Annotated in this window: 5 protein-coding genes; all 5 read right to left on the reverse strand. The window is 60.5% G+C overall.

The genetic code is table 11. The features are described 5' to 3' along the window. Positions 1-3: 3 nt before the first annotated feature. Positions 4-276: an acyl carrier protein gene (locus B0E51_RS07000; protein WP_077444173.1), complete on the reverse strand. Its 273-nt coding sequence runs from the start codon at positions 274-276 to the stop codon at positions 4-6. Further along, complete coding sequence (locus B0E51_RS07005; RefSeq protein ID WP_077444174.1) at positions 273-1,769, reverse strand: AMP-binding protein; 1,497 nt, start codon at positions 1,767-1,769, stop codon at positions 273-275. The genes B0E51_RS07000 and B0E51_RS07005 overlap by 4 nt, the downstream gene beginning before the upstream one ends. A 2-nt stretch (positions 1,770-1,771) precedes the next feature. Then, complete coding sequence (locus B0E51_RS07010; protein ID WP_077444175.1) at positions 1,772-2,692, reverse strand: nicotianamine synthase family protein; 921 nt, start codon at positions 2,690-2,692, stop codon at positions 1,772-1,774. A gap of 74 nt (positions 2,693-2,766) precedes the next feature. Beyond that, entirely contained in the window at positions 2,767-3,591 is an 825-nt protein-coding gene (locus tag B0E51_RS07015; protein ID WP_077444176.1) for a 2OG-Fe(II) oxygenase family protein, read from the reverse strand. Positions 3,592-3,844: 253 nt separating this feature from the next. After that, complete coding sequence (locus B0E51_RS07020) at positions 3,845-14,341, reverse strand: non-ribosomal peptide synthetase (protein ID WP_077444177.1); 10,497 nt, start codon at positions 14,339-14,341, stop codon at positions 3,845-3,847. Between the last annotated feature and the right edge of the window lie 38 nt (positions 14,342-14,379).

Raw genomic sequence — 14,379 nt, forward strand, 5'->3', positions numbered from 1 at the left:
GCGTCAATGTCCTGCGGTCAGGCTGGCGACAAAGCGAGCCGTATCGCCCACCGTTTGCAGTTCGACCAATTGGGTCATGTGCCGTTCCAGGCTGACGCCGCACTCCTGCTCCAGCAGGCTCAGCAGCATCAGCCGGTTGATCGACTGCATGCCAAGGTCTTCAGTGAAGCGGGTCTGCGCAGCGATCACCGCGACCGGCGGTTCATCGCCCATGGCGAGTCGGATAAGGCCGGCCAGTTTTTCCACGTCCGCGTTTTCGTCAATGATCGCGCTCATGCTTGGGTCACCTCGATTTGCTGCTGGAAGTATCGGTAGACGCCCTTTCGGTCGTATTTGAGGTTCCGCGTCAGCATGCCGTTGTCGATACTTGGAATCGTGCTGGTGATGACCTTGCGCGATATGTGCATGTAGCTGGGTATCGACTGGTTGAGCGCGCGGATATCTTCATCGGCGATGCCAGATGCCTGCGACGCGTCGGCTTCATCCGTGACCAGTACCGCTACCACTTCCTGGCCACGCTGGGACTGCAGGACGATCGCGTGTCGCACCCCGTTCAACGAGGTCAGCTTCCGCTCCAGTTCCTCCGGATGGAACTTCGCTCCGCCGCTGGTCAGGATGATTTCCTTTTTGCGCCCCTTCAGATACAGGAAGCCGTCGTCGTCGAGGGCGCCGATGTCGCCGGTGGCGATCGTGCCATCGGCAAGAAAGGTCTGTGCGCCATCGCTGCCAGTACTGTCGAAATATCCTTGGGTAAGCGGAAATGGGCGACGTATCACCACTTCCGATTCCTCGTTGAAATGGACGTGTTCGGGGTGAATCGGACGCCCTACCGAACCGATGCGCTGGGTGGCCGGAGTATTCCAGGCGATCATGCCGGTCTCGGTGACGCCGTAGGCCTCCAGCAGCGGAAAGCCAAGTTCGTTATAGGCGCGCAGCAACTCGTGGCGGATAGGCGCCATGCCGGTAATCATGAAGCGGATGTTTCCGCCGAGAAACGCGCCCAGCTTCTGTGCGGCTTGCTGCCCTCGTCCATGCACGTGATAGATGTTTTCGTAGATGGCCGGCGGCGCCACGATGAAACTCGGCTTGAACGCACCCAATTCCTGAAAAACCGAGGTGTGCCGCACCACACGGATCGAAGCTCCGGCCCACAGGCAGCCATAGACGGAAAGTCGCTGCTGGTAATTGGAAAGCGGAAGGAAGATGAGGTGGCTGTCGGCCGGGTCAAGCGCAAAAGCCGCAATGAAGTCGCTGACCAACGCCTCGGTGCCGCGGCGGCTGATGTTGAGCCCCTTCAGGTAGCCCGAGCTCCCTGACGAATAGACCCTGGTGTGCAGATCCTGGTCTTCCAGCCGCCCCGCTGCCGGGTCGATGGCAAGCGGATGATCGGTGCAGGTGTCGGCCAGGTCGACGCGATACGGATGCCCAGGCAATGCCTGCCTGTTTTCGCATACCCATAAGGCCGCGTCATGCTGTTGTACCAGGGCGGCAAGCTTTTCCGGGGGCAGTTCTTCGGGCACGGTGTGAATGACGGCACCCAGCTTGATGGCTGCCAGGTCCCATAGCAGGTATTCGTAACCATTGCCGGCTTGCAGCCCGATCTGCATGCCGGGTCGAATGCCCGCTTGGGTGAGCTTGGCAGCAAGCGCCTCGACGTCGTCCAGTAATGCCGGTACCGATACCTGATGATCGCTGCCATCCATGCGTCTGGCAGAAAGCGTGTTCGAGGCATGGCCACGGGCTCGTTCCAGTAAGGCGGCGAAGTTCATCGTTAACCAATCCTGTTGAGCAGTAGCGAGGAGATGGTGTCGTCCGCGGTGCCGGAAATGACCCGGGCATCGCTGATGGTGAATTTGTGCAGTATGTCCGGGGAGATGTGGGTAGGCTCGTATAGCACGCTGCGCAACCCCGAAGATGTACGGCAAATCACTTCGCAATCGGGTTTGGCCGAGGCGTGGATGTTGTCGAGGATCAATTTTTTCGGCTTCGCCAACAAGGCAATGATGATCACGTCGTAGGCGCTGACGTCGTAATGGGGAGAATCTCCATGGATGACGTTGATCACCCCTTTCAGATCAAGCTTGGCGATCAGGCCTCGCGAACGTTCCACCGCGTCCATGGAAAGATCCAGCCCGTCGACGGCAATGCCCAGGTACCGGTGCAGCCACATCGCGCTGATCGGAAAAGGACCGGATCCGATGAACAATGCGCGCCGATGCGTTCGATGGCGCAACATTGAAATTTCCCTCTTCAGAAGGCGCTGGAAACGATTGTTGAGGCGGTAATCGTTCAGTGAGCTGGTTCCTGCGCACAACCGTTCGACAAAGATCTGTTCCAGTGCCGTTTCCCAGGCACAGTAGGCGTTGTTCAGCAATTCCACCTCATCGCGACCATAGCCTAGTCCGAACAGCAGCTGGTCCACGTCGTTGGCGAGAAAAACCTTGGATTCCAGATACTCGACCAGTGGATCCAGCAGGTGGAAGTGATCCCGTGCATCGCTTACCAGTATCGGGTATTCGCGAAGGACCTGGACCGCCTTGCCCACACTCTCGTGAAACGATGAAGTGCAACGAACCAGCGCATCGATCATCTTTTCGACATCTCGAATCGAACCGACACGCTCGTCCAGGTCATCTTTCATTTTCAGCAGGTCTAAATGCATAACTCCCTCCTTTTCAGCGCATAAAGGCATGCGGTGATGTCATTGCGCGAACGATTGATTGAGTAGGTGAACAACGTGTCCTTTCTTGTTCGTCGATGCGTATTTCACGATACGGAATTCCTGTATGAGGGGTTGCCGAAACTTTGGTGAATGACATCGGCGACGGCATAGAAGTCGATGCTGCTGCCATGGCGCAGGCTCGCATAGGGTGGCGCCCGGAAACACGGATTCTGGAAATACATGATCGACAGCCTTGGCTCGATCGCTTCGTCACAGGAAACCGCGTGCAAGACGCTGCGGATTTCATTGTCGGTGGCCAGTTCCAGGAGCTTGCCGGCCATGACGAAGATTTCATCGGGAGCGAAGTTGATATGTTGCAGCCGCTGGTGATCGCCCACCATCAGGCCCTGATCGGTTTGCGCGATAAAGGTCAACAGCTGGCTGTCGACATGTGGATCCATGCGGTATTCGCGCTGGCGTTCCGCGGCCGAGTATTCGAGGTTATAACGGCAAACCTGGATATAGGAATCGTCGCCTGGGGCCTTGGGCGCCGTACCGCCCAGCCGCGCGAAGACCGCATCGAGCACGACGTTGGAGAGCGCAGCCGCGGCCTGCTCGTAGGCGACGATCGCGCGGTAAAAAGACGTCGAAGCCGTGGGATATCTGGCGTGCAGCGCGCGGTACTTCTGAAAATAACAGAAGCGTTCGCATAAATCGGGGTGGCCGGGATTGTTCGCCGCATACTCCGAGCCGAAAGGAAGAAATCCGTCCAACTGCTCCGGAAAACAGAACTGCTGCTTTTCGTCCTCGGAAATTTCCGCGAGCCCGGCGGGGATAAGCCGGAAAGCTTCGCGTAACGTCGGCGGCATCGAAAATACGGCGTAGCCATTCTCAAGAAGGCCATCCACAACCCGGCTAATCTCGTTCATGACGCTCCTTTATCGTGAATACCCTGCATGTTTGCGATGCTTCCGATGACGTCGACGGGAGTGTTCAAAGCTGCAGCTGGCGATCGGTCGCCATGCCCGTGACGAGCGTATGGAAATCGTTGAAGTTCAGACTGAGGCGCTAGTGCCGGGGCGATGGCACTCGCGCGGACTCTTCCGCGCCGAGAACCTGCGCCGCGCCGATGACGAAGCCCGGTGCGTCCGCAGTGGCATGCATCGGAGTTAGCTGTGCGCTTCATGACACGACCTGACCGGCAGGTTGCCGCAACGGCTGCTGCTCATGGGTGGGTAAGCCCGGCAGGTCCTGACGCATTCGTTGTGCAATTGCCTGGGTACATGCCCCCTTCATAATCGTGTAGTGATTGGCCGCCAGCGCGATGCATTCCAGCAAACCATGGGTGCGACGACTCCATTCATCGCGAAGGTGATCGGCGTACGCCCCTTCCGCCGCGATGAACAGCACGGCCATCTGCTCGGCGGACGGCACGCTGTAGGTTTCCATCGCATAGAGATTACGGTCATAGGTAGCAAGGAGCTTTGCCGTTTCTTGCCGGCGTGTTGCCTCGGCCACCAGGTCGAGCCTGACCAGCAGGTTTTCCAGCGCATCCAGGCCGCCTTGCAGGTCACGCGGATCCAGGACCACGCCATCGTCCTGGCCGAGTACGTCCTCGCGCACGTGGGAAATGACTCGTCGCATCCGCTGCGCACTGGTCGCCGGGGGAGACGGCTGTGGCGGGTGCGTGTCGATCATGACCAATTGCGACACAAGTTCGCCTTGCGCGCGTAGTTGCGCAGCCATTTCCCACGCAAGCAGACCGCCGAAGGACCATCCTGCCAAGCGATACGGCCCGGCGGGTTGAACCTGGCGCAGCCGTTTCAGGTAATGCTCGGCAAGTTCGGTCATGCCGAGCATGTCGTCTTCTTCGTCGAAATCCGATTCCAGCGCGTAGACACTCGCCTGCGGTTCCAGCAGGCGCGCCAGTTCGGCGTAGCAGAACGCGGTGCCGCCGATAGGATGCAGGAAGAAAACCGGCTGGCGTTCGCTCTCCTTGGTCAGGGCTACGACGCCTTCCACACCGCTCGCTTGCGGTGACTCGTCGTGCTCGCCACGTGAAGCGGCGGCAATCCAGGCAGCGATCGATGCCGGCGTCGACAACGTAAAAATGTTTTGCAGTCGAAAATCTGCCGATGCAAGCTGGCTGATGCGTCGTACTAATTGCACCGCCAGCAGCGAGTGACCGCCAAGTTCGAAGAAGTTGTCGTTGCGGCCCACGCGCTCCACGCCGAGGAGCTCTTGCCAGAGCCGGACCAGGGTGGTCTCGACCTCGCCCTGCGGCGGCTCGTATTCACGGCGAGCGAAGGCACTGTCGTCGGGCGCCGGCAGCGCTCTTTGATCGAGCTTGCCATTGGGAGTGAGCGGCAGAGCGTCCAGCCTTACGAAGGCCACCGGCACCATGTAATCGGGAAGGTGCACGCTCAAATAGCTGCGCAGTGCAGCGGCCAACGCATCGGCTTCCGCATCATCCTTCCGAGTTGGGACGATGTAGGCGACCAGCCGCTTGTCGCCGGGGACGTCCTCACGTGCAAGCACGACGGTCTCGCGCACGGCGGGGTGTTCGGTCAGGCGCGATTCGATTTCGCCCAGCTCGATGCGGAAGCCGCGAATCTTGACCTGTTGATCATTGCGGCCGAGGAAGACGAGATTGCCGTCAGGCAGATAACGGGCCAGATCACCGGTGCGATACATCCGTGAATCGGGGTGCGGACTGAACGGGTCGGTGAGGAAGCGCTCGGCGGTCAGCTCGGGCCGGTTGAGATAGCCACGCGCCACGCCCGCGCCGCCAACGTAGAGCTCGCCTATGGCGCCGCGTGGCACCAGCTGCCCGCACGCGTCCAGCAAATAAATCCGCGTATTGGCGAGAGGACGGCCGATGGGCACGATCTCGTTGCCGGGTACTTTTGCGCTGACTACGTAGGTAGTACAGCCGATGGTGGTCTCGGTGGGGCCGTATTCGTTGATCAACTGAACATGCGGATAGCGTTCCTGCCAGAACGCGAGGTCACCCGGTACCAGCGCTTCGCCGCCCAGGATCAGGCTGCGCGCGGGCGCACTGGCATTCGAGGCATCCAAGACGGGATTGAGTATCTTCAAATGGGCGGGCGTCAGCTTGAGCAATTCGAATGCGCCTCCGACCGCCGCAGCGGAAACATCGGGCTTGCCCAGCGCCATCAGTTCATTTTCAACCGGCAACAAGATCAGTGGCTGACCGGCGATGAGCGGTCCAAAGAAGATCGTCACACTGCCATCGAAGGCAAAGGACAACGAGGCGGGCGATCCGTTGCCGCCGGGCCGGTAATACGTCGCCTGTGTCGCCGTGAAATAGTTGACGAGATTGCGATGCTCGACCATGACGCCCTTGGGCGTGCCGGTCGAACCGGAGGTATAAATCACATAGGCCAGATGCTCGGAGGCAAGGCCCAGCTCGCGTGGATCTGGATCGGCATCGGCATGCACGATCCACGGCGCGTGCTCGCTCGCGAGGTCAAGTACCGTCAGCGAGGCAAGCGCCTCCTCACCGAGGGCATCACGCCCAATGGCGTCGCTGAGCAAGATCGCCGGGCCCGCATCGGCGAGGATCTGGGTGAGGCGTGTGCAGGGATAGGCCGGATCGAGCGGTACATAGGCACCGCCTGCCTTGAGGGTGGCCAGCAGACCGACCACCATGGCCGGGCTCCGCTCCAGGCAGATCGCGACGCGATCGTCCGGGCGCACGCCTTGCTCGATCAGGTAATGCGCCAGACGGTTGGCCTCGGCATTGAGCCGGGCGTAACTGAGCGACTGCTCCTCGAAACGCAGGGCGATCGCATCGGGGGTGCGTTCGACCTGCTGCTCGAACAGCCGATGGATGCACAAATGGGCCGGATACGGCGCATCGGTATCATTCCAGGTCTTGAGCAGCAGGTTGCGTTCGGCAGCGGGCAGCATGTCCAGCTGGCTGATTGCCTGTGTCGGGTCGCGCACCATCGCCTGCAGCACGCGCCGCAGATAGACCGCCACGCGTTCGACGGTGCTGTGCTCAAACAAGGCCGTGGCGTATTCGAGACCGCCTTCGATCGTAGATCCCTGTTCTTCCAGCATCAGCGTCAAATCGAATTTTGATTTGCGCCGATGAGGTATGTCCAAGTCACGGTTCGCAATACCGTGCAACATCGATTCGCCGCTACCGCTGCCCTGGCCGGCTTGTACATGCCAGGTGAACATCACCTGGAAGATCGGGCTATAAGCGGGATCGCGTGGCGGCCGTACCACTTCCACTACCTGCTCGAACGAAAGATGTTCGTGCTCCTGCGCTTCCAGGAAGGTCGTGCGTGCCTGCTTCAGCAACTGGCTGACGCTGAGCGTGCCGGGTACCTCCATGCGCAGCGCCAGCATGTTGACGAAGAAACCAATCAGCTCCTCCAGCTCGCGCATCGGGCGATTGGCGGTCGGCGTGCCGATCACCACATCGTGCTGTCCCGACAACCGGCTCAGTACCACCGACCAGGCGGCCAGCATCGTCATGTACAAGGTGATGCCATGCGATTGGCTGAGCCGCCGCAAGCCCGTGGTCAACTCCGCATCCAAACCGAAGTCGACAAAATCGCCCGCGAGATCCTGCTGCGCCGGCCGTGGTCGATCGGTGGGCAAGGTCAGTTGCGCGGGCGCGTCACCCAGCGTCTTCTTCCAGTACTCCTGCTGCTGCGCCAGCACGTCGCCGGACAGCCACTGCCGCTGCCATTGTGCGTAGTCGGCATATTGGTAGCCCAGCACCGGTAGCGGATTGGGTTGACCTGCCTGGAAGGCGCGATACAGCGCTCCGAAGTCATTCCAGAACAAACCGATCGACCAGCCATCGGCAATGATGTGATGCACGGTCACCAGCAACACATGTTCTTCGTCGGCCGTGCGAATCAGGCGGCCACGAATCAGCGGCCCCTGCGCCAGATCGAAACCGGCACTCGCTTCCGCTTCGATGCATCGACTCACGGCTTGCGGATCGGTACTCGCGCGCAGGTCTTCTTCGTCCAGTTGGAAGCGGCTGTCCGACGCGGCGGCAATGCTTTGCACCGGCACTTCGTTCACCGTGGGGAACGTGGTGCGCAATGCCTCATGCCGCCACAGCAGATGATCCAGCGCCTGCCGTACCGCCGCGTGGTCCAGCCGGCCAGTGAGTATCTGGCCCAGCGGGATGTTGTAGGTCGCACCGACACCTTCGAACTGATTGAGGAACCACAACCGTTGCTGCGCGAACGATAACGGCGCCTGTTTGCGCAACGTCGGTTGCTGCATCGAGGGCAGCTTGGTCTGCGGTGCCTGTGCCTGATCCAGCACTTGCGCGATCTGTTGCACGGTCGGATAGGTGAACAGGTCCATCAGGCGGAACTGGCGATCCAGTCCGCGCTGGATACGGCTGATCAACTGCACGGCCAACAGTGAATGACCGCCCAGTTCGAAGAAGTTGTCGTTGCGTCCGACCCGCTCGACTTGCAACACCTCCGCGAAGATCTCGGCCAGGCGCCGTTCGGTCTCGCCCTGCGGCGGTTCATAGCTACGTGCAGCCACGCCGCTCTGGTCCGGTGCCGGCAATGCCTTGCGATCAAGCTTGCCGTTTGGCGTCAGCGGCATTGTCTCTAAGCCCACGAATGCCGTTGGCACCATATAAGCCGGCAACGTATCCATCAGCTCCTTGCGCCAGGCCGCGACATCACCGTCGCCCTGCCCGACTACGTAGGCCACCAATTGCTTGTGTCCCGGCACGTCCTCGCGCATCAGCACGACGGCTTGCCGCACTGTCGCCTGGCGTTCCAGTGCTTGCTCGATTTCGCCCAGTTCGATGCGATAGCCGCGCAGCTTTATCTGGTGATCAGCGCGGCCGAGATAATCGATCCGGCCATCCGCACGCCAACGCGCCAGATCGCCGGTGCGATACATGCGCGCCGATGCATCCGGCACGAACGGATCGCGCTTGAAGCGCTCGCCGGTCAATTCTTCACGGCAGTAATAGCCGCGTGCCACGCCTGCCCCGCTGATATACAACTCGCCACTCACGCCCACTGGCACCGGCTCGCCTTGCGCGTCGAGAATATAGATACGCGTGTTTGCGATAGGCTGGCCGATATGCCCGTCGTAAATCTCCTCGCGTGTGATGCGGGTGTAGGTCGAATACGTGGTTGTCTCGGTCGGGCCGTACAGGTTGTGCACCAGCTCCACCTGTGGCTGCGCAAACACACGCTTGACCAGCGCGGGCTTCAAGGCTTCGCCTGCCAGGTTCACCACCCGCACTGTCGACGGCAGCATGCCTTCGTCCAGCAACACTTCCAGCGCCGAGGGCACGGTGTTGAGCAGCGTCACCGGTACCGGCGTCTTGGCCAGTTCCAGCACATTGGCCACTACTTGCACCGTGCCGCCGCAGCTCAGCGGCAACAGAATCTCGAACACCGCCAAGTCGAAACTCAACGATGTGGCCGCCAGTGTTTGCTCCAGCATCGCGCTGTCGAATGCTTCCTGACCCCAATGCAGGAAGTTGGCCAGATTCGCACGCTGCAACATCACACCCTTGGGCGTGCCGGTCGAACCGGAGGTGTAGATCAGATAGGCCAGGTGCTCGGACGTCAGGCCTTCGGCTTGAGGCAAGTCGTCATCGGACTGACCGGCCACGGCGTGACTGTCATCGAGATCCAGGCATCGCCCTTCCCAGTGACCCAAGGCTGCATGCAGTGTCGATTGAGTCAACACTACCGCCGGCGCCGCATCGACCAGCATTGCCTGCAAGCGCGCCGGTGGATACGCCGGATCTAACGGCACATACGCACCGCCCGCCTTGAGCACGGCCAGCATCGCCACGACCATTGTCGTGCCGCGTTCCACGCACAAGCCCACGCGTACATCCGGACCAATACCTTCGGCGCGCAAGCAACGGGCCAATTGATTGGCCTGCGCATTGAGCTGGGCATAACTGAGCGTATCCGCACCGTGCGCCACGGCGATCTGGTCCGGCGTGCGGCGTACCTGCGCCTCGATCATTCGATGCGCGTCTTCGAAAACGTAGTCGCGCGCGGTCGACTTGTTCCAGCCATGCAGCACCTGGCTGCGTTCGGCGGACGGCAACATATCGAGCTGGCTGATTGTTTGCGCCGGATCGCGCACCATCGCCTGCAGTACGCGTCGCAGATAAACCAGGAGGCGCTCGATGGTCGCACGCTCAAACAATGCCGTGGCGTATTCGAGACCACCACCGATCGTCGTGCCTTCTTCTAGCGCAAGCGTCAAATCGAATTTTGATTTGCGCGGAGCAGGCATATCCACATCGCGGATCGCGATACCCGGCAAGATCGATTCGCCGCTACCGCCGCCCTGGCCGGCTTTTACATGCCAGGTGAACATCACCTGGAAGATCGGGCTATAAGCGGGATCGCGTGGCGGCCGTACCACTTCCACTACCTGCTCGAACGAAAGATGTTCGTGCTCCTGCGCTTCCAGGAAGGTCGTGCGTGCCTGCGTCAGCAACTGGCTGACGCTGAGCGTGCCGGGTACCTCCATGCGCAGCGCCAGCATGTTGACGAAGAAACCAATCAGCTCCTCCAGCTCGCGCATCGGGCGATTGGCGGTCGGCGTGCCGATCACCACATCGCGCTGTCCCGACAACCGGCTCAGTACCACCGACCAGGCGGCCAGCATCGTCATGTACAAGGTGATGCCATGCGATTGGCTGAGCCGCCGCAAGCCCGTGGTCAACTCCGCATCCAAACCGAAGCTGATAAAATCACCTGCGAAATCCTGCTGCGCCGGCCGTGGTCGATCGGTGGGCAAGGTCAGTTGCGCGGGTGCGTCGCCCAGTGTCTTCTTCCAGTACTCCTGCTGCTGCGCCAGTACGTCGCCGGACAGCCACTGCCGCTGCCATTGTGCGTAGTCGGCATATTGGTAACCCAGCACCGGTAACGGATTGGGTTGGCCTGCCTGGAAGGCGCGATACAGCGCACCGAAGTCATTCCAGAACAAATCGATCGACCAGCCATCGGCAATGATGTGATGCACGGTCACCAGCAACACATGTTCTTCGTCGGCCGTGCGAATCAGGCGGCCACGAATCAGCGGCCCCTGCGCCAGATCGAAACCGGCAGTCGCTTCCGCTTCGACGCGTCGACGGACAGCTTGCGGATCGGTACTTGCGCGCAGGTCTTCTTCATCCAGTTGGAAGCGGCTGTCCGACACCGCGGCAATGTTTTGCATCGGCGCTTCGTTCACCGTGGGGAACGTGGTGCGCAATGCCTCATGCCGCCACAGCAGATGATCCAGCGCCTGCCGTACCGCGGCACGGTCCAACCGGCCAGTCAGCACCAGGCCCAGCGGGATGTTGTAGGCCGAGCCGACACCTTCGATCTGATTGAGGAACCACAACCGTTGCTGCGCGAACGATAACGGCGCCTGTTTGCGCAACGTCGGTTGCTGCATCGAGGGCAGCTTGGTCTGCGGTGCCTGTGCCTGATCCAGCACTTGCGCGATCTGTTGCACGGTCGGATAGGTGAACAGGTCCATCAGGCGGAACTGGCGATCCAGTCCGCGCTGGATACGGCTGATCAACTGCACGGCCAACAGTGAATGACCGCCCAGTTCGAAGAAACTATCCCAGCGCCCGACCCTCTCGAGCTTGAGAACTTCTTCGAAAATCGCAGCCACACGCTGCTCGGTCTCACCTTGCGGCGGTTCGTAGCTACGTGAAGCCACGTCGCTCTGGTCCGGTGCGGGCAAAGCGCTGCGATCAAGCTTGCCATTGGGCATGAGCGGAATCGCGCCGAGCAGGACGAATGCCACCGGCACCATATAAGCAGGCAATGACTTCGTTACATGCTCGCGTAGCTCGGATACTTGCGGCGCCGAACGCGCCGCTGCGTCGTTCACAACGTAAGCCACCAGCTGCTGCATGCCGGGCTGATCTTCGCGAATCATCACGATGGCTTGCGCAACGGCGGCGTGGCTTTCGATCGCACGCTCGATTTCGCCCAGTTCGATGCGATAGCCGCGCAGTTTTACCTGGTGATCGGTTCGGCCGAGGAATTCCAACTGTCCATCCGGCCGCCAGCGCACCTGATCGCCGGTGCGATACAACCGCTCGCCGTGCTTGCCGAATGGATCCGGTACAAACTTGTCCGCGGTGAGGCCGGGGTGGCCCAAGTAACCGCGAGCCAGACCAATACCGCCGATAAACAGCTCGCCGCGCGTGCCGATCGGCGCCAACCGCATCTGAGTGTCCAGCACGTAAAGCTGCGTATGCGCGACCGGCCAGCCGATCGGCACGATGGCTGGTCCATCCAATTGATCCGACCAGGCCGACTGGATCGCTGTTTCGGTAGGCCCGTAGCAGTTGACCAATCGGGCAGTGAAATGCTCCTTGAAAAAACGTACCTGTTCCGGCCGCAACGCTTCGCCACCGCAGACGACCAGGCGAACCTGTCGCCAAGTGGCAGGATCCACCAGAGCCAGCAACGCATCGAGCAGCGATGGCGAAAGATCAACGCAGGTTACGCCTTGCTCGGCCACCAACTCGGCAAGGTACTGCGGATCGTATTCGCCACGTGGACGGGCAACCACCAGGCTCGCACCCGATACCAGTGGTGCCAGCATTTCGGTAATGGACGCGTCGAAACTGATCGACGTCTTTTGCAGAAAGCGATCTTGCGCCGATAACGCGAAGGTCGCTGGAACCCAGCGCAACTGATTGACCAGGGCCTGCTGCGGCACGCCCACGCCCTTGGGCTGCCCGGTGGAACCGGAGGTATAAATGATATAGGCGAGATGGTCGGCATCCACGCGGCACGGCAAATCCTCGCTCGATATCTGCTGCAACGCTTCGCCGACCTGATCCAGGTCGATGCGCTGCCAATTGCCCTCCGCCAGCAGGTGACGCGTCTGTGCATCGAGCAGCAGCACCGTCAGGGATGAATCTGCGGCCATATAGGCCAGGCGATCTTCGGGGAGCGTGGGATCCAGCGGCACATACACGCCGCCGGCTTTCATCACGCCAAGCATGACGGCACAAAGATTCGCACCTCGATCGAGCAATACCCCCACTCTTACTTCCGGACCGACACCTGCCTCGACCAGATATCGGGCAATCTGGTTGGCGCGCGCGTTCAATTGCCGATAGGTAAGCGTTTCCTCGGTGCAAAAGACCGCTGGCACGTCGGCGTGCTGATGCGCCGCACGCTCGAATTGTTGTGCCACTGACATACCGTCGTTCGGCTTGCCTTCCTGGCGTCCCCACTCTCGTACGCGATGCAGCTCGACGTCCGGCAAAAAAGCATCGTTGGTAGCGTCTGCATCGGGATCTGCCACCATCGCTTCGAGCAGGCGGCCGAAATACTCCAGCATGTGTTGCATCCGGGCAGGCTCGAACAGATCCGCGTCGTACTCGAAGTTGCACCCGTAGACACCGCCTTGCTCATCGATGGACATGGTCATTTCCAGCTTGGTCATGTCCATGCCGATATTCACATAGGCTTGTTCCAGATCTTGTATTTGTTTGTCCGATGGATAGTTCTGCAACGTGAACATCGCTTGGAACAGCGGCGTACGGCTGAGCGTTTGCACCGGCACCAGTTTTTCCACCAGCCTTTCGAACGGCATCTCCTGATGTTCGTAGGCAGACAAGGTGCGTTCGCGAACCCGCGACACGAGCTGGCGAAAACTGAGGCCGGCGCGCACGTCGCTGCGAAGGACGATGGTATTCATCAAGCAACCGACGATGTTTTCGGTTTCAAGCCGATTGCGGTTGGCGGTTGGCGTACCGACAAGAAAGTCGTCGATACCTGCGTAGCGCGCCAGCGCGAGCTGGAACATCGCCAGGAACACCATAAAGGGCGTGGCATTTTCCCGGCGACAAAACTCGGTGATGTTCTTGCTCAATTCCGCCGCATAGGCGGCGTGCAGCATATGGCCCTGGTGCGCAAGTACCGCTGGACGCGGATAGTCGGTGGGAATGGTGGCTTCCTCGACACCATCCAGTTGTTCCTTCCAGAACGCCAGCTGTTGCGTCATCACTTCGCCGTTCAACCAGCCGCGCTGCCAGATGGCGTAGTCGCCGTACTGAAGTTGCGGCTTGGGCAACGGCGACGTTTCGGCGCCGTTGGCGTAGGCCTGATAAAGCGTGTCGAGTTCGCGTTGAAGGATGTAGCAGGACCAGCCATCACCGATGATGTGATGCATGTTGAAATACATCACATGGTCCAGCTCGTCCATGCGGAACACCACGGCGCGGAACAACGGTCCCCTGGCAAGCTGGAACGGCGTCATCGTCTGCGCCTTGATCTGGCGCGCGAGCTCTTCTTCTCGCTCCTCGGCGGGAATGCCCGACAAGTCGACGGTCTGGCCAAAACCGACCAACTCAGGCAACACCTCCTGCACCGCCACGCCATTGCGCGTAGGGAAAACTGTGCGCAACGACTCATGCCGTTCAATCAGTTCGCCAATCGCCCGCCACAGCGCCGCATGGTCCACGGCGCCTTTTTGACGGCTGCCGAAAGGCATGTTGTAAAGCGCCGTGTCCGGCTCCAGCTGATCGATGAACCACATGCCGAGCTGCGAATAGGCAATCGGATAGCTCCGCACGCCACGCGCGTCCCCGGCATTGAGTCGCTCCAGCAGCCGCTGCCGAGCCGGACTGAGATTCTGGATGCGCTTTGAAATATCGCTCATGCAAAGGATCCCTCTTCAATAATTGAAACCGAGCTTGC

It is taken from the genome of Rhodanobacter sp. C05 (assembly GCF_002001165.1).
GTDB lineage: Bacteria > Pseudomonadota > Gammaproteobacteria > Xanthomonadales > Rhodanobacteraceae > Rhodanobacter.

What these genes read in the sequence shown, in the direction of transcription:
- B0E51_RS07000 (WP_077444173.1), bottom strand. Translation starts at nt 276, where the DNA reads ATGAGCGCGATCATTGACGAAAACGCGGACGTGGAAAAACTGGCCGGC.
- B0E51_RS07005 (WP_077444174.1), bottom strand. Translation starts at nt 1,769, where the DNA reads ATGAACTTCGCCGCCTTACTGGAACGAGCCCGTGGCCATGCCTCGAAC.
- B0E51_RS07010 (WP_077444175.1), bottom strand. Translation starts at nt 2,692, where the DNA reads ATGCCTTTATGCGCTGAAAAGGAGGGAGTTATGCATTTAGACCTGCTG.
- B0E51_RS07015 (WP_077444176.1), bottom strand. Translation starts at nt 3,591, where the DNA reads ATGAACGAGATTAGCCGGGTTGTGGATGGCCTTCTTGAGAATGGCTAC.
- B0E51_RS07020 (WP_077444177.1), bottom strand. Translation starts at nt 14,341, where the DNA reads ATGAGCGATATTTCAAAGCGCATCCAGAATCTCAGTCCGGCTCGGCAG.